Source organism: Ideonella alba (assembly GCF_018069845.1).
Lineage (GTDB): Bacteria > Pseudomonadota > Gammaproteobacteria > Burkholderiales > Burkholderiaceae_C > Ideonella > Ideonella alba.
The window spans coordinates 13,040-38,379 of record NZ_JAGQDD010000001.1 but is presented as its reverse complement, the minus strand read 5'-3'; the positions used below and the strand labels follow the sequence as shown (position 1 = coordinate 38,379).

The following is a 25,340-nucleotide window of genomic DNA, read 5'->3' as shown; positions in this document are numbered from 1 at the left end:
CTCCTTGGGCTCAGCGCAGCGTCGGGCCGGTGACCTCGCCCATCTGCCACCACAGGAAGCTGAACATGTCGGCCACCTGCTGGTCGAACTGGTTGGCGGTGCTGCCGATGCCGTGGCCGGCCTGGGCGTCCAGGCGCAGCAGCACCGGCTTGCCGTTCGGGTTGGCGGCCTGCAGGCGGGCGGCGGTCTTGCTGCTGTTCCACACCTCCACGCGCGGGTCGTTCATGCCGTGGATCAGCAGCACCGCGGGGTAGGCCACGCCGTCCCGGATCTGGTGGTAAGTGCTCATCTCCAGCAGGGCCTTGAACTCGGCCGGGTCCTTGACGGTGCCGAACTCGGAGATGTTGGTGATGCCGTTGGCGGTGAACTCGGCGCGCACCGTGTCCAGGCTGCCCACCTCGTAGACGGCGGCGGCGAAAAGCTCGGGCGCCTCGGTGCTGGCGCGGCCGACGAAGATGCCGCCGGCGCTGCCGCCGTTCACCGCCAGCTTGGCGGGCCGGGTGATGCCCTGAGCGATCAGGTACTTCGCCGCGGCGATGCCGTCCTTCCAGGTGTTGGCCTTGGTGGTCTTGAAGCCGGCGCGGTGCCAGGCATCGCCGAAGGCGCCGCTGCCGCGCGCGTTGACGAAGGCCAGCACGCCGCCCTTCTCCAGCCAGGCCAGGGCGCGCCGGCTGTAGTGCGCTTCGATCGAGCTGCCGTAGGAGGCGTAGCCTTCCAGCAGCGTGGGGCGCTGGCCGTCCATCGCCAGGCCGGCGCGGTGGACGATGGCCAGCGGCACGGGCACGCCGTCATGGCTGGGCACCAGCACCTCGCGGGCCACCAGCGCCGGCGCACCCTTGGGCAGGCGCACCGGCTGCAGGCCGGTGTCCAGCGGCGGGCCGTCGGCCTGGGTGCGCAGGATGCGCGGCGGCGCGGTCCATTCACTGGTGCGCAGCCAGATGTCGGGCGCGCGGCCCAGGTCAGCCACGGCCTCGTGGTAGCCGCTCAGGCCGGGGGTCAGCGGCGCGCCCACGCGGCCGTCGGGGCCCACGCGCATCAGCTGTTGGGTGAAGCCCTGGCTGACCGTGACGACCAGGCCGTCGGGGCGCGGCAGCAGGCGCTGCAGCACGCCCTGGGCGGGTTCGGCCACCGCCGTGCGGGCCTCGGCGAGGGTGTCGCCGCGGGCCAGGTCCAGCACCAGCCAGCGGCCGTTGGGGGCGCCCTGGCGGCTGCGCAGGTAGAGCTGGTCGCCGTCCAGCGCCAGGTCGGTCACCTGGTCGGCGGCGGTGACCAGGGCGCGCCAGCGGGCGCGCGGGCGGCCCAGGTCGGACAGCGGGGCGACGAAGATGCGGCCCTCGGGCACCGTGGTGTCGGTGGTGCGGGCCACCATGAAGCGGCTGCCAGCCTGGAACTGCACCCCGGCCACATCGAGCCGGTCGATGCCCAGGTCGTGGCGCAGCAGGCGACCGAAGATCGGCTGCGGCCGGGCCTGGCCCAGGCGCTGCAGGTAGACCATGGAGTCGAGGTAGAACTCGGTGGGGTCGGCCGAGGGCGGCAGGCGGCGCAGCTGGTTGTAGGTCAGCGCGCGGCTGTCGGGGGTCCAGTGGACCAGCGCCTCCTGCACCCGCGGCACCGGGCGGATGCGCTCGCGGGCGGTGGCGGTCTCGATCACGTGCAGCCAGGCATCCTCGGAGCCGGCGGCTGACAGGCCGTAGGCCACGCGCTGGCCGTCCCAGGACGGCATCATGTAGTTGATCGCGTGCGGCACGCCGCCGTGGCGGCGGGCGATGGCCTCGGGGTCGACCAGCACGCGCTCGGCGCCGCCCAGGCCGTCGCGCACCATCAGCTTGAACTGGCTGCTGCCCTCGGGGCGCTTCAGGTAGAAGACCCGGCCGCCGCGCACGCGCACCATCTCGCCGATGGCGTCGCCGCCGCTCTGGGTCAGCTCGGCGATGCGCGCGGCCAGGGCGTCGCGGCCGTCGATCGCGGCCAGGGTCTGGCTGGCCCAGGCACCCTGGGCCGCCATCCAGGCCTGGGTGGCGGGGTTCTTCAGGTCTTCCAGGTCGCGGTAGGGGTCGTGCACCGCCACGCCGTGGTAGGTGTCGACGACATCGCGCACCGGCGCCGCGGGCGGGCGGGCGTCAGCCAGCGCGCTCCAGGCGGCGGCCAGCAGCAGCAGGGCCCGCAGGCCGGGGCGGCGTCGATTCGGTTGGCATGTCATGGGACTCCCTTGCCCCGGGCCCAGCAGCCCGGCAGGCCGGGCATGCTAGATGAGCGCCCGCGGCCTGGCATCACCTAGAACACGCAGGCCGGGTCCGGCGGGTCGATATTCGCGCACGGCATAGCGATAGGCTGAATTCGTTGTTGGGGACCGCGGCAGGGCTTTTGATAATGCGGTTTTCGATGAACCCGGGCCGTCTGTTCCGCGCTGTCGCATGAATTTCCAACAACTGCGCTCCGTGCGCGAGGCCGTGCGCCGGGCCTTCAACCTGACCGACGTGGCCGCGGCGCTGCACACCTCGCAGCCCGGCGTGAGCCGGCAGATCCGCGAGCTCGAGGACGAGCTGGGCGTGGAGATCTTCGTGCGCGCCGGCAAGCGCCTGACCGGCCTGACCGCCGCCGGCGAGCGGGTGCTGCCCTGGGTGGAGAAGCTGCTGCTGGACGCCGAGAACCTGCAGCGCGCCGGTGACGACTTCCGCCTGGGCGACGCCGGCGTGCTGAGCATTGCCGCCACCCACTCGCAGGCGCGCTTCGCGCTGCCCTCGGCGGTGCACGATTTCCGCGCCACCCACCCGCAGGTGCAGTTGCAGATGCACCAGGGCTCGCCGGCCCAGGTGGCGCAGATGCTGCTGTCGGGCGTGGCCGACATCGGCATCGCCTCGCACTACCTGGCCGAGGCGCCCGAGCTGGCCGCCCTGCCCTGCTACCGCTGGAGCCACTCGGTGGTGGTGCCGCCCGGCCACCCGCTGCTGGACGCGCCGCTGACGCTGGAGCGCCTGGCCGCCTACCCGGTGATCACCTACGAGGCCGGCTACACCGGCCGCGGCAGCATCGACGACGCCTTCACCCGCGCCGGCCTGAAGCCGCAGGTGGTGCTCAGCGCGATGGACGCCGACGTCATCAAGACCTATGTCGAGCTGGGCCTGGGCGTGGGCATCATCGCCGCGATCGCCTTCGACGAGCAGCGCGACGCCCACCTGCGGGCGATCGATGCGCGCCAGCTGTTCGCGATCAACACCACCATGGTGGGGGTGCGCCGCGGCAGCCTGCTGCGCCGCTACGCCTACGACTTCATCACCGTCTTCGCGCCGCACCTGACGCGCGAGGTGGTGGAGCAGGCGCAGGCCGCGCCCGCTGGCGCGACGCCGGCGCCGCTGTGAGCCTCAGGGGCACTGGCCCGCGGGCACGTCGCGCACGTAGGCGTCCACCGACAGCGTGCCGTTGGCCGCGGTGATCACGTTCAGCCCGGTGGCCAGGTAGACCGGCACGCTGCGCCGGGTGGTGCCGTTGAGCTGGGTCAGCGGCACGCCGTTGACCGACACATTGAGCAGCCAGGTGCCGTTGTCGAACAGGTTGACGAAGGCCTGGTTGCGGCCGGTGGCCGGGTTGAAGGCGCAGCCCAGCGGCACGACCGCCGAAGACTTGCCCGACACCGCGGTCTCCAGGTCCCCCGCCACCGTGTTGGCACGGGTGTCCGGGATGCAGGCGTTGGGTTGGTTCGGCCAGGTCAGCGCGGCGTCAAAGCCGAAGGTGTCGTTGGCCTTCTTGCTGAGCTTCACGCCCACGCTGTTCAGGCCGTTGGCCAGCCACACCGGCGCCGACGGGGTGATCGCATCCACCGTCGCCACGCGCTGGCCGTTGAGCAGCACCTTGGCGTTGGCGGTGGGCGCCGGCTGGTACAGGCCCGCCTCGACCCGCGGTGCATAGCCGCGCGTGGGGTGCAGCGCGCAGGCCCAGGCGTCGGAGGCAAAGGTCTTGCCGCTGGCACCGATCTGGATGCCGGCCGAGGCCAGCAGCGGGGCGGCCAGCAGGGCAGCCAGGGGCAGCCGCCGCAGCCAGGGGCTGGAAAGAACGGACATCGCAGATCTCCAATAAATGTGCAACATGCACATTATGAGGCGATCGCCCGGGCCTGTCCATGCCCGCCGCCGATGGCGCTCAGCCCTGCGGGCTCTCGGTCATGCGTCCGCAATAGGCCTGCAGCTGGGTAGGCAGGTCGTCCGGACAACGGCCGCAGTCGCGGTTGCCGGGCACCGCGTGGTCGATGAACTTCGGGTAGGGCAGGTTCAGCGTGGCCATCAGCGCCTCGAAGTCGGCCTGGCTGCGGCCCTGGCCCAGGCGCGGGTTGCGCGCCTTCTCCTGGCCGATCGACGAAACCTGGCGGCCCTGGTAGTCGTGGCCGGGGTAGACCAGGGTCTCGTCGGGCCGGGTGAACAGGCGCTCGTGGATGCTGCGGTACAGCGCCGAAGCGCTGCCGCCCTGGAAATCGGTGCGCCCGCAGCCCTCGATCAGCAGCGCATCGCCGGTGAACAAGCGCCCGGCGCATTCAAAGGCCAGGTGGTGCGCGGTGTGGCCGGGGGTGTGGATCGGCAGCAGCGTCACCTCGCCCAGGGCCAGCGGCACCCCATCCTGCAGCCCCAGGTCGGCGCAGGGCAGCGCGTCCATGGCTGCCACCGCGATGCGCGAGCCCACCTGCTCACGCAGGTGGCGCCCGGCGGAGATGTGGTCGGCGTGGATGTGGGTCTCGACGGTCCACGCCAGCCGCAGACCCAGCTGCTGCAGCAGCGCCAGGTCGCGGTCCATGGCGTTGACCACCGGGTCGATCAGCAGCGCCTGCCCGGTCTGCTCGCAGCCCAGCAGGTAGGTGTAGGTGCTGGACAGGGGCTCGAAGAGCTGGCGGAAGATCATGGCCGTCCACTCCCGCCGCGTCAGACCGCGGCCAGCGCGTCGTTCAGGTCGGCGAGCAGGTCGTCGATGTGCTCGATGCCGATCGACAGCCGCACCGTGTCCTCGCTGACGCCGGCCTTGGCCAGTTCCTCCGGCCCGAGCTGGCGGTGCGTGGTGCTGGCCGGGTGGGTGGCCAGCGACTTGGCATCGCCGATGTTGACCAGGCGGGTGAACAGCTGCAGCGCATCCAGGAAGCGGGCACCGCGCTCGCGACCGCCGCCGGCCGGGCCCTTCAGCCCGAAGGTCAGCAGGCCCGAGGCCTGGCCGCTCAGGTACTTCTGCACCAGGGCGTGGTCGGCATGGTCCGGCAGGCCGGCGTAGTTGACCCAGTCGACCTTGGCGTGGCCTTGCAGGAACTTCGCCACCGCCAGCGCGTTGGCGCTGATGCGGTCCATGCGCAGCGCCAGCGTCTCCAGGCCCTGCAGGATCAGGAAGGCATTGAACGGCGACAGCGCGGCGCCGGTGTTGCGCAGCGGCACCACGCGGGCGCGACCGATGTAGGCGGCCGGGCCCAGGGCCTCGGTGTAGACCACGCCGTGGTAGCTGACGTCCGGCGTGTTCAGGCGCGGGAAGCGCTCCTTGTGCTGCGCCCAGGGAAACTTGCCCGAGTCGACGATCGCGCCACCCAGGCTGTTGCCATGGCCGCCGCAGTACTTGGTCAGCGAGTGCACCACGATGTCGGCGCCGTGCTCGAAGGGCCGGCACAGGTAGGGGCTGGGAACGGTGTTGTCGACGATCAGCGGCACGCCATGGCGGTGGGCGATCTCGGCGATGCGGCCGATGTCGGTGATGTTGCCCTGCGGGTTGCCCAGCGACTCGACGAAGACCGCCTTGGTCCGGGCGTCGATCAGCGCCTCGAAGCTGGCCGGGTCACGGTAGTCGGCAAAGCGGGTCTGCACGCCGAACTGCGGCAGCGTGTGGGCCAGCAGGTTGTAGGTGCCGCCGTACAGCGCGCTGGAGGCGACGATGTTGTCGCCAGCCTCGGTGATGGTCTGGATGGCGTAGGTCACGGCCGCCTGGCCCGAGGCCAGCGCCAGCGCCGCGATGCCGCCTTCCAGCGCCGCGATGCGCTGCTCCAGCACATCGGTGGTCGGGTTCATGATCCGGGTGTAGATGTTCCCCGGCACCTTCAGGTCGAACAGGTCGGCGCCGTGTTGCGCGCTGTCGAAGGCGTAGGCCACGGTCTGGTAGATCGGCACGGCCACCGCCTTGGTGGTGGGGTCGGGCGAGTAGCCGCCGTGGACGGACACGGTCTCGAAGCGCCAGGTCATGCTCAGTTCTCCTCGGGGTGTTGTTGGAGCGGTCAGGGGCGCACAGGATAGGGCCGCCAGCGGCCGCCTGCCAAGCAACATCCCCGCATGAGCAGCCTCGCGGCAACGCCGCCACAATCCCGCCATCCTTCCACCCACCCACCCCCCCCACCCCGATGCCCCGCCAAGCCGCCCACCCCGTCGCCGAACTCTTCACCACCCGCTGGTCGCCGCGCTCCTTCACCGGCGAAGCCATGCCGCAGGCCGACCTCGACACCCTGCTGGAAGCCGCCCGCTGGTCGCCGTCGGCGTCCAACATCCAGCCCTGGCGCTTCCTCTACGGACACGCCGGCAGCGGCAGCTTCGCCGGCATCCTGGCGGGGCTGGTGCCCTTCAACCAGGGCTGGGCGCACAAGGCGTCGGTGCTGCTGGTGGTGGCCTCGAAGAAGAGCTCGGTGGCGCCCGGCGCCACCGAGGCCAAGCCCAACCCCTGGCACGCGTTTGATGCCGGCGCCGCCTGGATGAGCCTGGCGCTGCAGGCCCATCTGATGGGCTACGTCACGCACGGCATGGGCGGCTTCGACGCCGCCGCGCTGAAGACCGCGCTGGACCTGCCCGACGATGTCCAGGTGCACGCGGTGGTGGCCATTGGCAAGCAAGGTCCGAAGGAAGCCCTGCCCGAGGGCCTGCAGGCCCGCGAGGAGCCCAACGACCGGCTGCCGCTGTCGGCCATCGCCGCCGAAGGCGCCTGGCGCTTCTGAGCCGCTGAACGGCCCTGACGATGCGCATCGAGATCGCCCCGGGCGTGCGCCTGTTCGTCGACATCGAAGGCCCGGGCCTCGTGCCCGACGGCCCGGCGATGCGCGAGCGGCCCACGCTGATCCTGCTGCACGGCGGCCCCGGCTACGACCACAGCGGCTTCAAACCGGCCTTCTCGCGCCTGGCCGACGTGGCGCAGATCGTCTACTTCGACCACCGCGGCCATGGCCGCAGCGACCGCCGGCCGGCCGACGAGTGGACGCTGGACACCTTCGCCGACGATGTGGTGCGGCTGAGCGACGCGCTGGGCATCACGCGGCCGATCGTGCTGGGTCAGAGCTTTGGTGGCTTCGTGGCGCAGCGCTACATCGCGCGCCACCCCGGGCATGCGGCCAAGGTGATCCTCTCCAGCACCTCGCCGCACCTGGGGCTGGCGCGCAAGCTGGCGATGTTCGAGCGCCTGGGCGGTGCGGCAGCGCGCGCGGTGGCCGAGGCCTTCTGGCGCCAGCCGACCGAGGCGACCTGGGCGCCCTACCGCCAGGTCTGCCTGCCGCTGTACAACACCACACCGGCGCGCAGCGACGAGGCGACGCGCCGCATCGTCTTCAACGAGGCCATCCTGTTCGCCTCGGCCGGAGGCGAGCAGCAGACCATGGACCTGCTGCCCGGCCTGGCGCGCGCGCAGTGCCCGGTGCTGGTGATGGCCGGCGCGCAGGACCCGGTGTGCCCGCTGGCCGACAGCCAGGACATCGCCGCCGCGCTACCACCCGGGCTGGGCGAGCTGGCGGTGTTCGACGGCTCGGGCCATGGCGCCTGGCGCGACGAACCCGATGCCGCCTTCGCCACCCTGCGGCGCTTCATCCTGGCCTGATCAGGCACCGGCCGTCCAGCGCGCCACCGCCTGCGCCAGCCACTGCGGATCATCCAGCGCCAGGTCGTGGCCGGCGCGGGGGTGCTCCCACAGTGGGCAGTCCCAATGCCGCGCCAGCGCGGCCGAGCAGGCGGGCGCGACCATCGCATCGCCCAGGCTGCGCAGCACCAGCACCGGCATCGCCGGTCGGCCGGGCGGCAGGCGGTAGCGCGCCGCCGCCCACAACTGGCGCAGCGCGTTGCCGCGGCCGACCGGCCGCTGGCGCTGGATCGCGGTCCAGTGGGCCAGCCAGTCGGGCGGCAGCGGGCGGCGGCGGCTGCTCAAGCCCAGCACCTGCGCTTCAGCGGCCGCGCTGCCCCAACCCAGGGCCAGCGCCGGCAGCCGCGGCCAGTGGCCCGGGCGCAGGCGGTGGTGCAGCGGGCTCAGGCCCGCCACGCTGCTGTTGACCAGCACCGCCGTCTGCACCTCGCTCGGGTGGCGCAGCAGCCAGTCGGCGGCCACCATGCCGCCCATCGACAGGCCGAGCAGGCCCAGCGGCCCGGTCGCGCCGGCGGCCTGGGCGGCGGCGCGGCAGTGCGCAGCGATCGCCGGGATCGTGGGCGGGCAGGCCTGCCGGTGCGCGGTGCCGGCGCCCGGCAGGTCCACACACAGCAGGCGCGCCTGCGGCAGCGCGGCCTGCAGGGCCGGCACGAAATCGCCCCAGTGCGCGGCCTCGCGCGTCAAGCCGCGCAGCAGCACCCAGGTGCTCGGCGTGGCATTCATCGACGCGCCCCGTACCAGTGACGCAGCGCCGCCTCGCGGGCGGCCTCGCGCAGCAGCGGCTGGGGCCGCCAGCGGTGCTGGCTGGCGGCGGCGCGCATCAGGTGGTCCAGCAGCGCCAGGTGGCGGCGCAGCACGCGCTGCTGGCGGTGGGCGATCAGCGGGTTGAAGATGCCGTGGCGGCTGAAGGCCTGGCGCGGGTTCTTCTTGACCCACAGCCAGGAGCCCATTTCCAGCGTCAGCGGCAACAGGGCCGTGCCGGGATGCTGCTGCGCGCGCAGGTACAGGTGGTCCCACAGGTCGCCGTGCGCCAGGTACTGCAGGCTCTGCGGCTCAACGCGGTAGCGGTGGTGCGGCAGCGCGCCGTCCAGCACCTGCGACAGCGCGTGCAGCTCAGGCAGGTGCTCGATCGGCGTGGGCGTGTGGGCGTGCGGAAACCACAGCCGGTCTTCCAGCCCGAAGCCCGAGTGGCAGTCGATGCTGATCGCCAGCGGCCGCCCCAGCAGTTCGCGCTCGACGACACCGCACAGCGCCTGCGCCTCGGGCTGCATCGCCGCGCCGGCCGGACCGCGGTACCAGGGCAGGCGGGCGCTCACACGCTGGCCGCCCACGCCCCAGGGCGCGCCGTGGCGGCAGTCCACCGGGGCGTTGCGCATCAGGTCCACGCCCGCCGGGTTGGCGCGCGTGCCACGCAACAGGCCGCCCGGGTTGACCAGCGGCACCACCACCAGCCGCACCCGGCCCAGCAGGTCGTGCAGCGACACGTCCCAGGCCCAGCGCGCCAGCACAGCACGCAGGAAGGCCAGCACCACCTCCACGCCAATGCGCTCCAGGCCATGCACGCCGCCGAACACGCCGAAGGCCGGCAAAGCCGGGTCGGTGGGGCCGGCGCCGAAGCTCATCACGGCACAGCGCCGGCCTCGCGCATCGATCTCGCACAGCGTCTGCACCTGCATCCCGGGCGGGCACTGGGCGGCCAGGCCGTCGATCTCGTCGAGCACCGAGGCGCCGCTGCGGCCTGCCATCAATCCGTCATCTCCTGTCGCCAGACTCGGCGCATGCACGATCTCACCCATCTCCGCGCCGCCCCTCGTACCAGCCTGGCCTGGTGGTTGCTGGCCATGGCCGTCGGCGCGCTGGAGTGCCTGGCGCTCGCGCGCAGCCGACTGCAGGAACCGCGGCGCAGCCGCTGATCGTGGCCGACCACGATGACAAGGCTATGACCGCCCGGCCGCAGCTCCACCGATCTGAGGATGCGCCCAGCGAGATCGCTGGATAGCCTGTCAGCGCTCCTTGCCCACCGGATCACGCTGGATCACGGTAGGCAGCAGCACCTGACCAGGAGTTCACGCATGTCCCATCGTTCTTGTCTGCGCCTGCTGGCCGCCGCTTCGGCCGCGGCCTGCCTCATGGCCCTGTCTGCGCCCGCGCAGGCCACCCCCACCACTTACCGATACGGCACCGCCCAGACCTTTGGCTGCGACGGGGTCGCCGACACCCAGCCCGAGGACTTCGACTTCAATCCCGTCAAGGGCGAACGGAAGAAGGTCCAGCTCGCCGCGCTGGCGCCCAGCGGCAGCCAGGCCCTGGTGTCGGGAGGCATCGCGCTGGGACACCTGCCGCGAATGAGCCTCAAGGCGGTGGCCGCCGAGATCGCGCCGGGCTGCCGTGTCTCTGCGGCGAGCGCCGAAAGCATCGTCTACTTCAAGGACGAGATCGAGGTCAAGGCCGGCGATCTGCCAGCAGGCACGCCAGTGACCTACACCGCCAACGTCGACTTCGCGATCGACATGCCGCGCGAGGGCAACGGCTGCAACTCCGTGCCCTTCTTCCGCGCCTACCTCAACTTGTCGGGTCCGTTCACCCTCTGGAACCCGGTCGCGCCGTTCAACGGGACCTACCGCATGTCCCTGACGAAGACGATGGCCGTGGGCGATACGCTGTCCCTGGGCGTTGAAATCAGAGGCTTTGTCGATGCGAGCCGCTTCCTGGGGTCCAACACCTTCTGCGCCGAGAACACACTCCGCATGCTGGACAGCGCACGCGTCTCGCTGACCACCGACGTGCCGGGCGCCAACACGACCAGCCTCAAGGGCGTGCGCTACGGCGCGCCACGCTGAGCGCGCCGCCGCTCAGATCCCGCCCTTGCTGGGCACGATGGCCTTCATCGCGGCGACGAAGTCGGGGTTGGCCAGCAGCGCGTTCCAGCGGTTCATCAGTGCTTCCCAGGCCGGCCGCTCGATGCGGCCGGCCTTCACCGCGGCCGTCAGCGCGGCGTTGATCGAGGCCAGCTCGTCATAGAAGCCCAGGCCCTTGCCCTTGAGCTGCCTGGTGCCGTAGTTGCTGTAGCCAAAGGCGTTGTACAGCGCGTTCCAGTCGCCGCTGCCGGGCTTGACCCAGACCGCCACCGGCATGGCCGCGCAGGTCCCCGCCACCTCCACCCGCACCCAGCCGGTGACCGGGGTGGCGCCGTCGGCGTCCAGCACCACGCGCAGGTTATTGCGACCGGCGAAGAAGTAGGGCTGCGTCCAGACGGTGGTGAGCTGGCCGGCCTCGGCATGGATGCCGCCGGGCTGGGCGATCAGCGTGTCGTTGCTGTAAAGGCGGTCCACGCTGCCCGACAGTGCATGGCCGCTGACCTCGTCGAGCTTGACGTTGAAGGCGCAGCGGCCATTGGCGGCCACCAGCGCGTCGGCAGCGTTCAGCCGGATCACCGGGATGAACGACAGGTTGCGGCTGACCGGCGCCTGCGCGATCAGCGTGCTGCCGTCCTTCTTCATCACGCGCATCAGCGCATTGATCTCGGTGCCAGGGGCCGGCTCGGCGGCGTGCGCCAGGCCAGCGGCAAGCAGCAGGGGAATCAGCGAGAGAGCGAACTTCATGGTGGGCGTCCTTCGTGGGTGGGCCGTCTGCGGCCCGGGGTTGCACAACAGGCGCCGCCAAACACGGAAGGAACGCGTGACCACCGGCCCGGGAACCGGGCGCGAAGGGCAACCCCGCTATCTGTCGCGGCCCGGTGGGGCCGCGCGAAGACCGGAGGCTTTGCGTCCCCGCCTTTCAGCGGGTTTGCCAAGGGAGCGGGTGCACTCTAGAAGCGCCCGGTCGACACGCGGTATGACAAGCGTCACACCTCGTCACCGGCGGCGACCAGCGGCGTGCGCAGGCCGATGAACGGCGCCCACAGGCTCAGCGGCGCTGGCCCGCCAGCCGCCGCTCGACGGCGATGACGCGGTCGATGGCCTCGCAGGTGTTGTCGAAAGCCAGCGAGGACCGCTCAGGCGCGCACGCGCGCCGGCAGCGGCGGCCGGTGGGTGCGCGACATCGCCGGCCGCGGGCCTTCCAGCGCTTCGTCGACCACCTCGCGCGTCAGCGGCGAGGCAAAGGCGCGGATGAACTCATAGGCGATGTCGCGCAGCACCTCGCCGCGGCGCACAGCCAGGCGGGTGAGGTTGGCCGGGAACAGATGGCGGGCATCCAGCGCCACCAGCCCCAGGTCGCGCTCGGGCTGGTGGGCGATCGCGGCGATGATGCCCACGCCCAGCCCCAGCTCGACATAGGTCTTGATGACGTCGGCGTCCATGGCCTCGACCGACCAGTGGGGCGCCAGGCCTTCACGTTGGAAGGCCCGATCGATGTTCGACCGTCCGGTGAAGCCGGTCTCGTAGCTGATCAGCGGGAAGGCCACCAGACGCTGCAGGGTCAGCGGCTGGCCATCGGCCAGCGGGTGGCCGTGGGGCACCAGGACCACATGCGTCCACTGGTAGCAGGGCAGGGTCACCAGGCCTGGGTAGTCGGCCAGGCCCTCGGTCGCGATGCCGATGTCGGCCACCCCTTCCAGGAGCAGCGCTGCCACCTGCTGCGGCGACCCCTGGTGCAGCTCCAGCTGCACCGCGGGGTGTCCGAGCCGGAAGTCGTAGACCGCATGCGGCAGGGCGTAGCGCGCTTGGGAGTGGGTGGCCGCGATCGCCAGCCGCCCGGAGAGTTCTCGTGTGAAGTCCAGGCCGGCGCGGCGCAGGCTGTCCGCGTTGTCCAGCATGCGCTCGATGATCGGCAGCATGCGCAGCCCGGCGTCGGTCATGCCGGTCAGGCGCTTGCCCGAGCGGGTGAACAGGGGCACGCCGAACTCGGCCTCCAGCTCGCGGATCTGTCGGCTGACGCCCGGCTGTGAGGTGTGCAGGACCGAGGCCACCTCGGTGAGGTTGAAGCCACGGCGGGCCGCTTCGCGGGTCGAGCGCAGTTGCTGGAAGTTCACGGGTCGCCCTCCGCTGGCGTCAGGTACTGGGCAGAAATTCTGCGTGGCGCCAGGCGGTACGGGAACGAAGCAAAGCGAGGCAGGACATGCGGGGAGCGCATGTCCCGGCCGGCCGCGGCGAGGCGGCCGTCGCGCTCAGATCGCGGCCGCCGGATCCACCGGCACCGCGCCGAAGCGCGTCACGCGCCGCGGCTTGAGGAACACGCGGCTGCCATCCTGCAGCCCGTGCTGCTGGCGCAGCGCGTGCCAGCGCTCGCGCGGCAGCTCCACGTCCACATAGGCACCGTCGTCGCGCAGGAACTCGACACGCGTGTTCGGGCCCACGGTCAGCGCCTGCGAGAAGGTCACCGACCAGGTGCCGTCATCGGCCGCCGGCACGATGTCCAGCTCGTGCGGGCGCACGTAGCTGACGTCGTCCTGGGCGCGGCCGTGGAACAGGTTGACGTCGCCCAGAAACTTCAGCACGAAGGGCGTGGCGGGGTGGTCGTAGACCTCGTCGGGGCTGCCGACCTGCTCGATGCGGCCCTCGTTCATCACCACGATGCGGTCGGCCACTTCCATCGCCTCCTCCTGGTCGTGGGTGACGAAGACACTGGTCACATGCACCTCGTCGTGCAGGCGGCGCAGCCAGCGGCGCAGCTCCTTGCGCACCTTGGCATCCAGCGCGCCGAAGGGCTCGTCGAGCAGCAGCACCTTGGGCTCCACCGCCAGCGCACGCGCCAGGGCCACACGCTGGCGCTGGCCGCCGGAGAGCTGGTGCGGGTAGCGGTCGGCCAGCCAGTCGAGCTGCACCAGCTTCAGCAGCTCGCTGACCTTGGCGCGGATCGCGCCGTCGCTGGGCCGCGTGGCCTTGGGGCGCACGCGCAGGCCGAAGGCGATGTTCTCGAAGATCGTCATGTGGCCGAACAGCGCGTAGTGCTGGAAGACGAAGCCCACATGGCGCTCGCGCACATCCGAAAACGTCGCGTCCTCGCCGTGGAACAGCACCTGGCCGCTGTCGGGCTGCTCCAGGCCGGCGATCATGCGCAGCAGCGTGGTCTTGCCCGAGCCCGACGGGCCCAGCAGCGCGACCAGCTCACCCGAGGGAATGGTCAGGTTCAGGTGGTTGCACACCGCCAGCGGGCCGTAGTGCTTGACCAGGTTCTTGACTTCGATGGACATGGCTTATTCGCTCTCTTGATCTGCGCGGGCGGCGTGCTTGACCTGCTTGACCCGTTGTTCGACGATGTATTTCAGGACCAGGGTGACCAGGGCGAGGCCGGCCAGCAGCGAGGCCACGGCGAAGGCTGCAGCGAACTGGTACTCGTTGTAGAGGATCTCGATGTGCAGCGGCATGGTGTTGGTCTGGCCACGGATGTGGCCCGAGACCACGCTGACCGCGCCGAACTCGCCCATCGCCCGCGCGTTGCACAGGATCACGCCATACAGCAGCGCCCACTTCACATTCGGCAGCGTGACGCGCCAGAAGATCTGCCAGCCGCTGGCGCCCAGCACGCGCGCGGCCTCTTCCTGCTCCTGGCCCTGGGCCTGCATCAGCGGAATCAGCTCACGGGCGATGAACGGAAAGGTCACGAAGACCGTGGCCAGCACGATGCCGGGCACCGCGAAGATCACCTTCAGGTCGTGGTCGCGCAGCCACTCGCCCAGCCAGCCCTGCAGGCCGAAGACCAGCACATAGATCAGGCCGGCGATCACCGGGCTGACCGAGAAGGGCAGGTCGATCAGTGTAAGCAGCAGGTTCTTGCCGCGGAACTCGAACTTGGCGATGGCCCAGGCCGCGGCGATGCCGAAGACCAGGTTCAGCGGCACCGAGATGCCGGCGGCGATCAGCGTGAGCTTGACCGCCGACAGCGCATCAGGCTCGACGATCGCCGCCAGATAGACCTCCCAACCCTTCTTCAGCGCCTCGTGGAAGACCGCGAACAGCGGCACGAACAGGAAGAAGGACAGGAAGGCCAGCGCCACGCCGATCAGCGTGACACGAACCCAGGCGGGCTCCGAGGTGGCCGACAGCGGGCTGCGCGGAGCGGCCACGCCAGGTGAGGCAAGGACAGTGGAGTTCATGTCAGCGTCCCTGGCGCTGGCGGGCCCAGGCCTGGATCATGTTGATGCCCAGCAGCAGCACGAAGGCAATCGTCAGCATCACCACCGCGATCGCGGTGGCGCCGGCGTAGTCGTACTGCTCGAGCTTGGTGATGATCAGCAGCGGTGTGATCTCGCTGACCATCGGCATGTTGCCGGCGATGAAGATCACCGAGCCGTACTCGCCCAGCGCCCGGGCAAAGGCCAGCGCGAAGCCGGTCAGCAGCGCCGGCGTCAGCGTGGGCAGGATCACCAGGCGGAAGGTCTGGCCGCGGCTGGCGCCCAAGGTGGCGGCGGCTTCTTCCAGCTCCTTCTGCAGGTCCTCCAGCACCGGCTGCACCGTGCGCACCACGAAGGGCAGGCCGATGAAGGTCAGCGCCACGAAGACACCCGTGGGCGTGAACGCCACCTTGAAGGGCAGCCAGCTGCCGATCCAGCCGTTCTCGGCATACAGCGCGGTCAGCGCGATGCCGGCCACCGCGGTGGGCAGCGCGAAGGGCAGATCCACCAGCGCGTCGACCACGCGCTTGAACGGAAAGTGGTAGCGCACCAGCACCCAGGCCACCAGCAGTCCGAAGACCGCATTGATCAGCGCCGCCGCCAGCGAGGCGCCGAAGGTCAGCTGGTACGAGGCCACCACGCGCGGCGAGCTGACCGTGTCCCAGAAGCTGGCCCAGCTGAGGGTGAAGGTCTTCAGGAACACCGCTGACAAGGGCAGCAGCACGATCAGACCGAGGTAGAGCAGCGCGAAGCCCAGCGCCAGGTCGAAACCGGGCAGCACGGTGTGGCGCTTGAGCAGGGTGCGGGACAGCAGCACGGCAGGGTCGGTCCTCATGCGAGGACCGCAGTGGGTTATGCGGGAACCGATGCTAGGCAGGACGCCTGCGCCGGAGAACGAAGCAAAACGCGCTTGCTTATGCGTTCGATGCAGGACACCCCGGTGCGCGTCGGGCGCACGGGGTGTCCGCGGGACTCACTTCTTCAGGTAGATCGTGTCGAACACGCCACCGTCGGCGAAGTGGGTCTTCTGCGCCTTGGCCCAGCCGCCGAAGACCTCGTCGATCGTGAAGAGGTTGATCTTCGGGAACTGCTTGGCGAACTTCTCGGCGACCTTGGGGTCGGTCGGTCGGTAGTAGTTCTCGCCGGCGATGCGCTGGCCGTCAGGCGTGTAGAGGTAGTCCAGGTAGGCCTTGGCCACCTCGCGGGTGCCGCGCTTGTCGACCACCTTGTCGACCACCGTCACCGGCGGCTCGGCCAGGATGCTCAGCGAGGGCACGACGATCTCGAACTTGTCCGGGCCCAGTTCCTTGACCGCCAGGAAGGCCTCGTTCTCCCACGAGATGAAGACGTCGCCGATGCCGCGCTCGACGAAGGTGGTGGTCGAGCCGCGGGCGCCGCTGTCGAGCACCGGCACGTTCTTGAACAGGGCGGTGACGAAGTCCCGGGCCTTGGCTTCATTGCCGCCCGGTTGCTTCAGCGCATAGCCCCAGGCGGCCAGGTAGTTCCAGCGGGCGCCGCCCGAGGTCTTGGGATTGGGCGTGATCACCGACACGCCGGGCTTGACCAGGTCGCCCCAGTCCTTGATGCCCTTGGGGTTGCCCTTGCGCACCAGGAAGACGATGGTCGAGGTGTAGGGGCTGCTGTTGTGCGCCAGGCGCTTCTGCCAGTCGGCGGGGATCAGCTTGGCCTTGTCGGCCAGCTCGTCGATGTCGTAGGCCAGCGCCAGCGTGACGACGTCGGCCTCCAGGCCGTCGATCACCGAGCGGGCCTGCTTGCCCGAGCCGCCATGCGACTGCTTGATGGTGACGGTGTCGCCGGTCTTGGCCTTCCACTGGGCGGCGAAGGCCTTGTTGAAGTCCTGGTAGAGCTCCCGCGTCGGGTCGTAGGAGACATTGAGCAGCGTGATGTCCTTGGCGTGCGCGGCGCCGGCCAGGCTCAGCAGCAGTGTGGCGCCGATGGCGCCCAGGCGAAGGGAGAAGCGATTCATGGTGTTCCTGACACAAGGTGGGGTACGGCCAACGCAGTGTCGGGAACGGCGCGCATCCAGGGAACGAATGAAAACGCAGTCGCTTATGCGTTTTCTGACAGGCGTTGTCCGGAGGCGCGCCGGTGCGGGCGCGTCACAAGGTGGCGATCGAGACCTCGGTGGACTTGACCAGCGCCACGACGTCGCGCCCGACCTGCAGGCCCAGCTCATGCACCGAGCGGGTGGTGATGACCGAGGTGACGACCAGGCCGGACGGGGTTTCCACGTCGACTTCGGAGACGACCGGGCCTTCGATGATTTCGCGGACCTTGCCGCGGAACTGGTTGCGTGCGTTGACAGCGAGGATGCTCATGGTGTGTGCTTCAGGCAGTGGTGAAAGAGGGGAGCGGCAGACGGCGGTCAGTCGGCGATGCGGAACGCGACCCGCTCGTCGACCTGCTGACGCGGCAGGGCCGGCGGCACGCGCACCTGCAGCGGCACGCGCTGGTCGAAGGCGTCGGTGATCCAGGCGCAGCCGTTGCTGAGCAGCTCGCTGACGAGGGTCTGGGTGTCGCCGCGGTAGCCGGCCACCCGCAGCTGGGCGGCCATGGCGTGCAGCCGGGGAATGTCACGGGCCTCGACGGCCTGGCGCAGCGCCTGCCCGGTGAACGGCAATTCAAGGTGATGTGCAGTCATGCTCATGACGGGGGCCTCGTTTTAGGGGTGGAGTGAGGGAATGATCGGCGCCGCACCGCCCCCGGACAACGAAGGCCTTCGCGATTGCTTGCTCGCGCCGCGCATAAGCGAGCCGCGCTTTGGGCTCTGCGATGATCTGGCGATGCGCCTGCAACTGCTGTCCGATCTGCACCTGGAAACCGAGCCCTGTGAGCCGCAGCCCGCGCCCGGCGCCGAACTGCTGGTGCTGGCGGGCGACATCGACAGCTCCTGGCAGGGTCTGGCACGCTTTGCCAGCTGGCCGGTGCCGGTGCTGATGGTGGCCGGCAACCATGAGTACGACGGGCGCGACATGGACGAGGCGCTGCCGGCGCTGCGCGCGCACCTGGCCGGCCTGGGCATCCGGCTGCTGGAGCGGGAATCGGTGCTGCTGACCGGCGCCGACGGGCGGCGCATCCGCGTGCTGGGCACCACGCGCTGGAGCGACTTCGACGTCTTCGGCGCCGCGCAGCGCGAGCGGGCGATGCGCGCCGGCGAGTACTTCGCGCGCGTGCAGCGCAGCACCCGTGCCGGCCAGGTCTTCGATGCCGCCGCGGTGCGCGCCGAGGCCCGGGTCTGCCGCCACTGGCTGGAGGCCGCGCTGGCCGAGCCGGCCCAGGACCGCTGGGACGCAACCCTGGTCATCACCCACTTCGCGCCCAGCCTGCGCAGCGCCGACCCGCGCTACGGCCGCCAGCCGGGTACAGCCAGCTTCTGCAACGACGACGAGGACCTGGTCACCCGCGCCGACCTGTGGCTGCACGGCCATGTGCACTGCCGCCACGCCTACGCGCTGCCGCGGCCCGGCCGGGCGCCGGCACGGGTGGTCTGCCAGGCGCGCGGCCTGGTGTCCAAGGGCGAGGACGAGGGCTGGGATGCGCTGCGCCTGATCGAGGTCTGACGCGGCTCAGCCTGTGGTGATTGCGCATGCCCGCCACCGCGGCTGCGTGCGACACTGAACTCATCGATTCCACCGCGGAGTACCCCCCATGAAGATCCTCGTCGCCGTCGATGGCAGTTCCTTCACCAAGCGCATGCTGGCCTACCTGGCCGCCCACGACGAGTGGCTGGTGCGCGGCAACAGCTTCAGCGTCGTCAATGCCGTCAACGCGGTGCCGCCGCGCGCCTCGGCCGTGCTGGACAAGGCCCTGCTGAAGGGCTACTACGACGATGAAGCCGAGAAGGTCTTCAAGCCGATCCGCGCCTTCTTCAAGCGCCAGGGCATCGAGGCCAGCTATGTCTCGAAGGTGGGCCCGGCGGCCGAGGTGATCGCCGCCACCGCCGCCAAGGGCGACTTCGACCTGCTGGTGATGGGCTCCCACGGCCACGGCTCGCTGGGCAACCTGGTCATGGGTTCGGTGGCCACCAAGGTGATGGCCCACTGCAAGACGCCGGTCCTGCTGGTGCGCTGATCAGACGGGCGGCGGCCTGGCCGCCTCGTCGGCCACCTGCCAGGGCATCGGCACCTTCACCTCGTCCAGCACATAGTCCAGACCGAAGGCCGTGCCCAGGCCGGCGGCGTCCTCGTCGTCCTCGGTGCGCGGCGCGCTGCTGCGCGCGAACAGGCGGTTCCACAGGCTGGGGCGGGTGGGAGCGGACATGGGTGTCTCCGGCGAGGTGGGCTCTTTGCCTTGACTTCGGCCGGCGACGGTCGAAATCAAGCCCGAGGCACGGCCCCCGGAGAACTATTAGTCGCCCTAATGAATATTGATTTTGGCGAATTTCCCTTCATGAACTAGGCCCGGCTGCCGAGAATGCGCTCACTGCCCCGCGCTCCCCGTCGCGGAGGTCCACAACCCCCCACGAGGTGAGCGCCATGAAGTCGCAGTCGAACCAGCATGTGATCGTCCTCGGTGCCGGCATCATCGGCATCAGCACCGCCTGGTACCTGTCCCGCCAGGGCCACCGCGTCACCGTGGTGGATCGGCAGGACGACGCCGCGCTGGAAACCAGCTTCGCCAACGGCGCCCAGATCTCGGTCAGCTTCTGCGAGCCCTGGGCCAATGCCGGCGCGCCGCTGAAGGTGGCCAAGTGGCTGCTGCGCGAGGACTCGCCGCTGCTGTTCCGCCCCCGGCTGGACCCGCACCAGTGGCGCTGGGGCCTGAAGTTCCTGACCCAGTGCACCGACGCGGCCTTCGCCCGCAATGTGCAGCAGCTGGTGGCGCTGGGCGCCTACAGCCATGAGTCGCTGAAGTCCCTGGTGGCCGAGACCGGCATCGCCTACCAGCGCCTGGAGCGCGGCATCCTGCACTTCTTCTCGTCGGCCGCCGACGCCGAGGCCGGCTTCGCCGCCGCCGAGCTGATGCGCCGCCACGGCGTGGACCGCAAGATCCTGACCCGCGAGGAAGTGCTCAAGGTCGAGCCGTCGCTGGCCACCTTTGGCCCGAACATCCACGGCGGCACCTTCACCGCCAGCGACGAATCGGGCGACGCCCGCGTCTTCACGCAGGAACTGGCGCGCCGCTGCGCCGAGCGCGGCGTGCAGTTCCTGTGGGGCCATGACGTGCTGGGCTTCGAGACCGCCGCCGGCCAGGTCAGCGGCGTGCGCGTGGCCGAGCGCGCCAGCGGCCTGGCCCGCACGATCGACGGCGAGCAGGTGGTGGTGGCCATGGGCTCGTACAGCGCGCCGCTGCTGCGCCGCCTGGGTGTGAGCCTGGACATCTACCCGGCCAAGGGCTACTCGGCCACGCTCAAGCTCAAGCGCCCGCAGGAGGCCAGCGTGGTCAGCCTGATGGACGACACCCGCAAGCTGGCGATCTCGCGCCTGGGCGACACCATCCGTATCGCCGGCACCGCCGAGCTCTCGGGCTACGACACCAGCCTCGATGGCCACACCGCCCGCGTGCGCTGCCAGGCCCTGGTCACCCGCTACGAGGAGCTGTTCCCCGGCGTGGCCGACACCAGCGAGACCAACTTCTGGGCCGGCCTGCGCCCCAGCACGCCCACCAACATCCCCTACATCGGCCGCGCGCCCAAGTGGGGCAACCTGTGGCTCAACACCGGCCACGGCACGCTGGGCTGGACGCATGGCGCCGGCTCGGGCCGCGCGCTGGCCGAGCTGATCGCCGGCCGCCAGCCGCAGCTGGACTTCGGCTTCTGCGGCCCGGTCGAGACCGGCCGCCGCGCGCCGGTCACCGCCGCCGCCTGAACGCGAGCCATCGGCGGGGTCAAGCCCCGCCGTACAACGCACTGTCCTGCAGCCGCGCCAACGCAATGCCCACCACGCGGGCATCAAACAGTCGGCTCTTGCGTTGCCCAGCCCCTTGCGCCTGCTCGGCGGGCCACTGGGCCAGGCCGTCCAGCAGGGCCGGCACGGTAGGGGGCACCTGCTCACGGCTCAGCAGCCAATCCACCGAGGCCAGCAGTTCCATGCCGAAGGGGGACTCGAAGCCGTCGATCAACTCGGCCGTAGCGTCCAGCACCGGGGCCACGTCCTTGGCCTCGCTGGCCAGGAAGGCCTGCACCAGTTCCTTGCGGCTGTCATCGAACCACAGCACCTCGTCCTTGCCGGAGTCGGCGATGCGCTTTTCGCAGTGCAGGTAGCTGCCGTCCAGTCCGTCGAGCAGCTTGTTCAGCTTGATCGGCGAGAACGGTCCATAGCGATGGGCCACGAAACCCAAGTTCAGCGGGTTAGTCAGTTGGCGCTGCACCAACACGCGCTCCAGGAACCAGGCCAGTTTCTGCACCTCCAGCAGGCTGCACTCCATGCCCAGCACTCCGTAGCGGCGCACGGCCTCGCAGATCAGCGCGCGGGCCGGCGTTAGTTTGTGTACCCCCGCCCGCTTGGCCACGTTCTGGTACTTGTCGATGGGCTCGTAGACGACGATGTCCACGCCCTCCACGTCGCGTAGCGCGGCGTCGATGCGGGACTTCACTGTGGGCCAGTCCAGGCCGCCATTGCCGGCGCCCAGCGGCGGAATGGCCACCGATTGGATCTGCCGCTCCTGCAGCACGCGCTTGAGGTCTTGCAGGCCGGCCTCCACCCATTCCAGGCGCGAAGGTGCCTTCCAGTGGTCTTTGGTGGGGAAGTTGATCACCCAACGCGGGCGGCTCAGCTCGCCGGTTTCGGTGACGAACATCTGGCCCACCTTCACCTGCCTGGCCTTGCAGGCCGCAGCGTAGAGCGCAAAGTTGGTGGCAAACCGCTCCTTGAACATCAAGGCGATCCCCTTGCCCATCACACCCACGGTGTTGACGGTGTTCACCAGCGCGTCGGCGCCGGAATCAAGCAGGTTGCCTTGGGTGTAGCGGATCATGTGAAGTACCAGCCCGGCCGGGTGTGCACGGGCAGCGCCAGGCCCAGGTCCGCGATTGTGCGCTCTAGGCCCGCCTTGACGCCATCGGTGAAACACACCAGGCCCAGCAGCGCCTGCAGAGGCACCTGGCGGTGCACCAGGGCCTCGGCCTGGTAGCGCTCCAGCTTGCCGGGGTCCTCGGGGTCGCGCTTGAAATCGCGGCGCTGCAGCAGCCCCCAGTCGATCTGGTCCAGCCGCGCAAGGTCATTGAAGTAGCGAGCCAGGCCACTGTAGGCGTGCCGGTCGGTGAAAAGGAAGGGCAGGTCCAGCGCCTGCACCCGGTGCAGGCTGGACACCAGGATCACGATGTCCTGATTCGGCACCTGCTGGATGCCGCCCCACCCGGTGTGGATGTTGCGCAGCATCACCGAGAAGGGCGTGAAGTAGAACGGCACGTAGTCGTTCAGCACCCCGCCCGGCGCCACCGGCACCGGGTGCCTGGCGCGCTTGTCGATCAGCTCGGCGTTGCCGATGCTGACCCAATCTGGCGAGCGCACGGTGCTGGTGCCGCAATGCAAGCCGTTGGCCAACACCCAGGGCAGATTGGTCCGGTGCAGGATGCGCCAGACCAAGGCCTTGTTGGGGTTGAGGTTCGTATAGGTCACTTCTTGAACATCGCCGCGTTAGCGTCAACGTAGAGCTGCAAGGTGGTGGCGGCCAAGTACCCCCTTACAACCGCCCTTGCCTTCTCGTCTTTCACGGTGATGGATTGAAACAGCGTAGGTGACACCGGCCCCGGTGCGACGCACTCGGCCATGCACACGCACTTGCTTTCGTGGTCGCTGTAGTCACGCCGGTTCATGGTTTCCCAGTCGATCGCTTCCATCCCTCCGTCATAGTCCAAGAGCTGAATGCCATCGCCAGCGAGCGGGTGTCGGGGAATGATCTTCCAACCATTCAGGCGTGCGACCTCCCGTCGAACCGCAATCAGTGCGAATTGCTTGTCCGGGTGATCCCGTTGCACACGCCCGTCAAACGGATTCTTCGCGAAGAAATGGAACGGCACGCACTTCTCCAACTGCAGGCGCTTCCGATCCTCAAGGATCTCGTGATCGGCAACGTCCACGAAGCCATTCAACTGTGCCCGAGGCAAGAGCCCACTAGTCAGGATGGACGGCAAGTTCTCAAGGCTGGTCAGGTGATAGATCAGCCTCTTCTGCCGGATGTCGTCGTTCATGGTCCTACCTGGACTGCTGGTGCACGTCAGAACGGCGCGTGCCTATTTCTGCGCCGAGGCGCCCACACCGAAATCGCCTCCAGTCGCACCTGTGAAAACGCTGTCTTGCGTGGGACCGGAGGGGCGATGAGTGGTAGGCGCAGATCTTACTGGGGCCTCTTCCGTTGGAGGAAACGGCGGCGCCTGGCGTGACACAATCCGCGCCCCTTTCCTGACGGGCGCGGCATGACGCATTCCTTCTGCGCGATCGACTTCGGCACCTCCAACTCGGCCATCGCCGTGCCCGGTGCGGGCGGCCGCATGGGCCTGGTGCCGGTGGAAGACGGCCAGCCGACCATGCCGACTGCGGTGTTCTACGCGCTGGAAGGCCTGGCCGCCCACGAGGAGCCGCGCCGCCTGTTCGGCCGCGCCGCGCTGGCCGCCTATGTGGAGGGCCAGGAAGGCCGGCTGATGCGCTCGATGAAGAGCGTGCTGGGCTCGGCGCTGATGGACCAGGCCACCGACGTGGGCGCCGGCCGCGCGGTGCGCTATGCCGACGTGATCGGCGGCTACCTGCGCCACCTGAAGTCGCTGGCCGAGGCGCAGGTGGGCGCACCGCTGCACCGCGCGGTGCTGGGCCGGCCGGTCTACTTCGTCGACGACGACGCCGAGCGCGATGCGCAGGCCCAGGCCGCGCTGGAGGCCGCCGCGCGCAGCGTGGGCTTCGACGAGGTGGCCTTCCAGTACGAGCCGATTGCCGCCGCACTGGACTACGAGGCCACGGTGGACCATGAGCAGCTGGTGCTGGTGGCCGACATCGGCGGCGGCACCTCGGACTTCTCGGTGGTGCGGGTGGGGCCGGCGCGGCGCGGCCGCACCGAGCGCGCCGACGACATCCTGGCCAGCCACGGCGTGCACGTGGCCGGCACCGACTTCGACCGCCACGTGGAGCTGGCCGCCATCCTGCCGCTGGCCGGCTACAAGGCGCGCGGCCCCAAGCCGGTGGAGCGCGAGGTGCCCAGCAAGGTCTACTTCGACCTGGCCACCTGGCACCTGATCAACACCGTCTACCTGCCGCAGCGGGTGATGGAGCTGCGCCGCATGAAGACCTTCTACGCCGACTGGGGCCTGCATGCGCGGCTGATGGCCATCATCGACCAGCGCCTGGGACACGGCCTGATGGCGGCGGCCGAAGCGGCCAAGATCGCGGTGGCCGAGGGGCAGGCGGCGCCGATCGACCTGGACGCGGTGGAGCCCGGTCTGGCCAGCCATCTGGACGAGGCGCAGGCGCTGGACGCGCTGGAAACCGACCTCGAGCGCATCGTGCAGGCCGGGCTGGAGACGGTGCGCCGCGCCGGCGTGGCGCCGGCGGCGATCGAGGCGGTCTACCTGACCGGCGGCTCCACCGGCCTGGCGCCGCTCAGCACCCGCATCGCGGCACCGTATGGGAGCGCCCGCTGCGTGCGTGGCGACCGGCTGGCCAGCGTGGCCCAGGGGCTGGGCCTGCACGCAGCGCGCGTGTTCGGCTGATCAGCGGCTGATCAGCGCCGGCCCCGCGGTGGGCCCGAGCGGGGCTTGCCACCAGACCCGCCCGGCCGCCGCGGCGTGCGCGCACCGGCGCGCGAGGCGCTCTGCCCCTGCTGCGGCCGACTGACATCAGCGATCAGCAGGCTGGAGCTGACCAGCGCTTCCACCGCATCGGCCAGGTCGGCCGGCGGCTCCAGCTCGTCGACCAGCGCCAGCAGGTCGTCGGCGTCCTCCAGGTCTTCGGGGTCGAAGCTGCGGTAGAGCACGGCCAGCGGCTCGAGCAGCTCAGGCGAATCGATGCGGGTCAGCGCCGGGAAGTGCGTCAGCGCGGTGGCGAAGCCGGCCACCCAGGGCAGCACGGTCTCCAGCGGGTCGGCCTCGTCGTCGAGCTCGAACACCCAGGGGTCAAACCACTGGCGGTGGTGGATCGCGCGGTTCAGTTCGGCATGACGGCGGCGCAGCAGCGCAGCGATCGGCTCGGTGGCCACGCCGGGCGGCACCGGCCGGCCGTCGGTGTCGAAGACATAGCGCAGCCAGTCGGCCTCGGCCACCGGCTGCGGCTGCAGCAGCACGCCGACCAGGTAGCCATCGGACATGCCCAGGTCCAGCGGCTCCAGCGTGGCGGGCAGCTCGTCCAGGCGGCGCTCCAGTTCGGCCATGTCGGCGTCGGTCAGGGGCAGGCGCGGGTCGGCAGAGGGAGAGGACATGGCGGGATTGTCGCCGCGGCGACCGTCGGTGGGCGGACTTTCAGATCCGGCACAAGCGCGCAACGCCGTGGTAACG

Annotated in this window: 28 protein-coding genes and 1 riboswitch; of the genes, 9 read left to right on the top strand and 19 right to left on the bottom strand. The window is 70.2% G+C overall.

Annotated elements, in window-relative coordinates:
* Positions 1-10: 10 nt before the first annotated feature.
* Complete coding sequence (locus KAK03_RS00190; protein WP_210850999.1) at positions 11-2,200, bottom strand: prolyl oligopeptidase family serine peptidase; 2,190 nt, start codon at positions 2,198-2,200, stop codon at positions 11-13.
* A 214-nt stretch (positions 2,201-2,414) separates the two neighbouring features.
* Here KAK03_RS00190 and KAK03_RS00185 point away from each other — a divergent pair, with 214 nt between their 5' ends.
* Positions 2,415-3,359 carry a CysB family HTH-type transcriptional regulator gene (locus tag KAK03_RS00185; RefSeq protein ID WP_210850998.1) on the top strand — a complete coding sequence of 315 codons (945 nt, stop codon included), beginning with the start codon at positions 2,415-2,417 and terminating at the stop codon, positions 3,357-3,359.
* 3 nt (positions 3,360-3,362) lie between these two features.
* On the opposite strand, the gene KAK03_RS00180 is transcribed toward KAK03_RS00185, so the two are convergent.
* From KAK03_RS00180 to KAK03_RS00170, 3 genes are all read right to left on the bottom strand, one after another.
* Complete coding sequence (locus KAK03_RS00180; RefSeq protein WP_210850997.1) at positions 3,363-4,058, bottom strand: hypothetical protein; 696 nt, start codon at positions 4,056-4,058, stop codon at positions 3,363-3,365.
* Between the two features lie 79 nt (positions 4,059-4,137).
* A complete protein-coding gene (locus KAK03_RS00175; protein WP_210850996.1) occupies positions 4,138-4,887 on the bottom strand; it encodes an MBL fold metallo-hydrolase in 750 nt (249 codons plus the stop codon).
* A 20-nt stretch (positions 4,888-4,907) separates the two neighbouring features.
* Positions 4,908-6,197 carry an O-acetylhomoserine aminocarboxypropyltransferase/cysteine synthase family protein gene (locus tag KAK03_RS00170; RefSeq protein WP_210850995.1) on the bottom strand — a complete coding sequence of 430 codons (1,290 nt, stop codon included), beginning with the start codon at positions 6,195-6,197 and terminating at the stop codon, positions 4,908-4,910.
* 155 nt (positions 6,198-6,352) lie between these two features.
* Here KAK03_RS00170 and KAK03_RS00165 point away from each other — a divergent pair, with 155 nt between their 5' ends.
* Complete coding sequence (locus KAK03_RS00165) at positions 6,353-6,937, top strand: nitroreductase family protein (RefSeq protein WP_210850994.1); 585 nt, start codon at positions 6,353-6,355, stop codon at positions 6,935-6,937.
* Positions 6,938-6,957: 20 nt separating this feature from the next.
* Positions 6,958-7,806, top strand: coding sequence for an alpha/beta fold hydrolase (locus tag KAK03_RS00160; protein WP_210850993.1), 849 nt, complete (start codon positions 6,958-6,960; stop codon positions 7,804-7,806).
* On the opposite strand, the gene KAK03_RS00155 is transcribed toward KAK03_RS00160, so the two are convergent.
* Both KAK03_RS00155 and KAK03_RS00150 read right to left on the bottom strand, forming a co-directional pair.
* A complete protein-coding gene (locus KAK03_RS00155) occupies positions 7,807-8,568 on the bottom strand; it encodes an alpha/beta fold hydrolase (protein ID WP_210850992.1) in 762 nt (253 codons plus the stop codon). It abuts the gene before it with no gap.
* A complete protein-coding gene (locus KAK03_RS00150) occupies positions 8,565-9,590 on the bottom strand; it encodes a M14 family zinc carboxypeptidase (RefSeq protein WP_210850991.1) in 1,026 nt (341 codons plus the stop codon). Before KAK03_RS00150 ends, KAK03_RS00155 begins: the two co-directional genes overlap by 4 nt.
* Before the next feature lie 33 nt (positions 9,591-9,623).
* Here KAK03_RS00150 and KAK03_RS25240 point away from each other — a divergent pair, with 33 nt between their 5' ends.
* Together KAK03_RS25240 and KAK03_RS00145 are read left to right on the top strand one after the other, a co-directional pair.
* On the top strand, positions 9,624-9,758 hold the full coding sequence (locus KAK03_RS25240; RefSeq protein WP_259375455.1) for a hypothetical protein: 135 nt from the start codon (positions 9,624-9,626) through the stop codon (positions 9,756-9,758).
* A gap of 216 nt (positions 9,759-9,974) precedes the next feature.
* Positions 9,975-10,685: a hypothetical protein gene (locus tag KAK03_RS00145; RefSeq protein WP_210850990.1), complete on the top strand. Its 711-nt coding sequence runs from the start codon at positions 9,975-9,977 to the stop codon at positions 10,683-10,685.
* Between the two features lie 12 nt (positions 10,686-10,697).
* Here the strand turns inward: KAK03_RS00145 and KAK03_RS00140 are convergent, their stop codons facing one another.
* The 8 genes from KAK03_RS00140 to KAK03_RS00105 form a co-directional block, all read right to left on the bottom strand.
* A complete protein-coding gene (locus KAK03_RS00140; RefSeq protein ID WP_210850989.1) occupies positions 10,698-11,447 on the bottom strand; it encodes a hypothetical protein in 750 nt (249 codons plus the stop codon).
* A 104-nt stretch (positions 11,448-11,551) separates the two neighbouring features.
* Positions 11,552-11,646: riboswitch (cyclic di-GMP riboswitch) on the bottom strand.
* A 193-nt stretch (positions 11,647-11,839) separates the two neighbouring features.
* The gene (locus KAK03_RS00135; protein ID WP_210850988.1) at positions 11,840-12,817 is read right to left on the bottom strand and encodes a CysB family HTH-type transcriptional regulator; all 978 of its coding nucleotides are present in this window, start codon (positions 12,815-12,817) and stop codon (positions 11,840-11,842) included.
* Between the two features lie 135 nt (positions 12,818-12,952).
* A complete protein-coding gene (locus KAK03_RS00130; protein ID WP_210850987.1) occupies positions 12,953-13,978 on the bottom strand; it encodes a sulfate/molybdate ABC transporter ATP-binding protein in 1,026 nt (341 codons plus the stop codon).
* Between the two features lie 3 nt (positions 13,979-13,981).
* Positions 13,982-14,881, bottom strand: coding sequence for a sulfate ABC transporter permease subunit CysW (cysW, locus tag KAK03_RS00125; protein WP_210850986.1), 900 nt, complete (start codon positions 14,879-14,881; stop codon positions 13,982-13,984).
* Between the two features lies 1 nt (position 14,882).
* Entirely contained in the window at positions 14,883-15,734 is an 852-nt protein-coding gene (gene cysT, locus KAK03_RS00120) for a sulfate ABC transporter permease subunit CysT (protein ID WP_210850985.1), read from the bottom strand.
* 138 nt (positions 15,735-15,872) lie between these two features.
* Positions 15,873-16,886 (bottom strand): sulfate ABC transporter substrate-binding protein, encoded by a 1,014-nt coding sequence (locus KAK03_RS00115; RefSeq protein WP_210850984.1) that lies wholly within the window; start codon positions 16,884-16,886, stop codon positions 15,873-15,875.
* Between the two features lie 133 nt (positions 16,887-17,019).
* The gene (locus tag KAK03_RS00110) at positions 17,020-17,238 is read right to left on the bottom strand and encodes a TOBE domain-containing protein (RefSeq protein ID WP_210802456.1); all 219 of its coding nucleotides are present in this window, start codon (positions 17,236-17,238) and stop codon (positions 17,020-17,022) included.
* Between the two features lie 47 nt (positions 17,239-17,285).
* A complete protein-coding gene (locus tag KAK03_RS00105; protein ID WP_210850983.1) occupies positions 17,286-17,567 on the bottom strand; it encodes a hypothetical protein in 282 nt (93 codons plus the stop codon).
* A gap of 136 nt (positions 17,568-17,703) precedes the next feature.
* On the opposite strand from KAK03_RS00105, the gene KAK03_RS00100 reads away from it, so the two are divergent.
* Both KAK03_RS00100 and KAK03_RS00095 read left to right on the top strand, forming a co-directional pair.
* The gene (locus KAK03_RS00100; protein ID WP_210850982.1) at positions 17,704-18,480 is read left to right on the top strand and encodes a metallophosphoesterase; all 777 of its coding nucleotides are present in this window, start codon (positions 17,704-17,706) and stop codon (positions 18,478-18,480) included.
* An 88-nt stretch (positions 18,481-18,568) separates the two neighbouring features.
* A complete protein-coding gene (locus tag KAK03_RS00095; protein ID WP_210850981.1) occupies positions 18,569-18,991 on the top strand; it encodes a universal stress protein in 423 nt (140 codons plus the stop codon).
* On the opposite strand, the gene KAK03_RS00090 is transcribed toward KAK03_RS00095, so the two are convergent.
* A complete protein-coding gene (locus KAK03_RS00090) occupies positions 18,992-19,180 on the bottom strand; it encodes a hypothetical protein (protein ID WP_210850980.1) in 189 nt (62 codons plus the stop codon).
* 215 nt (positions 19,181-19,395) lie between these two features.
* Here KAK03_RS00090 and KAK03_RS00085 point away from each other — a divergent pair, with 215 nt between their 5' ends.
* Complete coding sequence (locus tag KAK03_RS00085) at positions 19,396-20,727, top strand: D-amino acid dehydrogenase (RefSeq protein ID WP_210850979.1); 1,332 nt, start codon at positions 19,396-19,398, stop codon at positions 20,725-20,727.
* Positions 20,728-20,746: 19 nt separating this feature from the next.
* Here the strand turns inward: KAK03_RS00085 and darG are convergent, their stop codons facing one another.
* From darG to KAK03_RS00070, 3 genes are read right to left on the bottom strand one after another with little or no spacing between them, the layout of a single operon-like run.
* Positions 20,747-21,835, bottom strand: coding sequence for a type II toxin-antitoxin system antitoxin DNA ADP-ribosyl glycohydrolase DarG (gene darG, locus KAK03_RS00080; protein ID WP_210850978.1), 1,089 nt, complete (start codon positions 21,833-21,835; stop codon positions 20,747-20,749).
* A complete protein-coding gene (gene darT, locus KAK03_RS00075; RefSeq protein ID WP_210850977.1) occupies positions 21,832-22,479 on the bottom strand; it encodes a type II toxin-antitoxin system toxin DNA ADP-ribosyl transferase DarT in 648 nt (215 codons plus the stop codon). Before darT ends, darG begins: the two co-directional genes overlap by 4 nt.
* On the bottom strand, positions 22,476-23,051 hold the full coding sequence (locus KAK03_RS00070; protein ID WP_210850976.1) for a DarT ssDNA thymidine ADP-ribosyltransferase family protein: 576 nt from the start codon (positions 23,049-23,051) through the stop codon (positions 22,476-22,478). Before KAK03_RS00070 ends, darT begins: the two co-directional genes overlap by 4 nt.
* Positions 23,052-23,276: 225 nt before the next feature.
* On the opposite strand from KAK03_RS00070, the gene KAK03_RS00065 reads away from it, so the two are divergent.
* Positions 23,277-24,560 carry an Hsp70 family protein gene (locus KAK03_RS00065; RefSeq protein ID WP_210850975.1) on the top strand — a complete coding sequence of 428 codons (1,284 nt, stop codon included), beginning with the start codon at positions 23,277-23,279 and terminating at the stop codon, positions 24,558-24,560.
* Positions 24,561-24,571: 11 nt separating this feature from the next.
* Here the strand turns inward: KAK03_RS00065 and KAK03_RS00060 are convergent, their stop codons facing one another.
* On the bottom strand, positions 24,572-25,264 hold the full coding sequence (locus tag KAK03_RS00060; protein WP_210850974.1) for a YecA/YgfB family protein: 693 nt from the start codon (positions 25,262-25,264) through the stop codon (positions 24,572-24,574).
* Between the last annotated feature and the right edge of the window lie 76 nt (positions 25,265-25,340).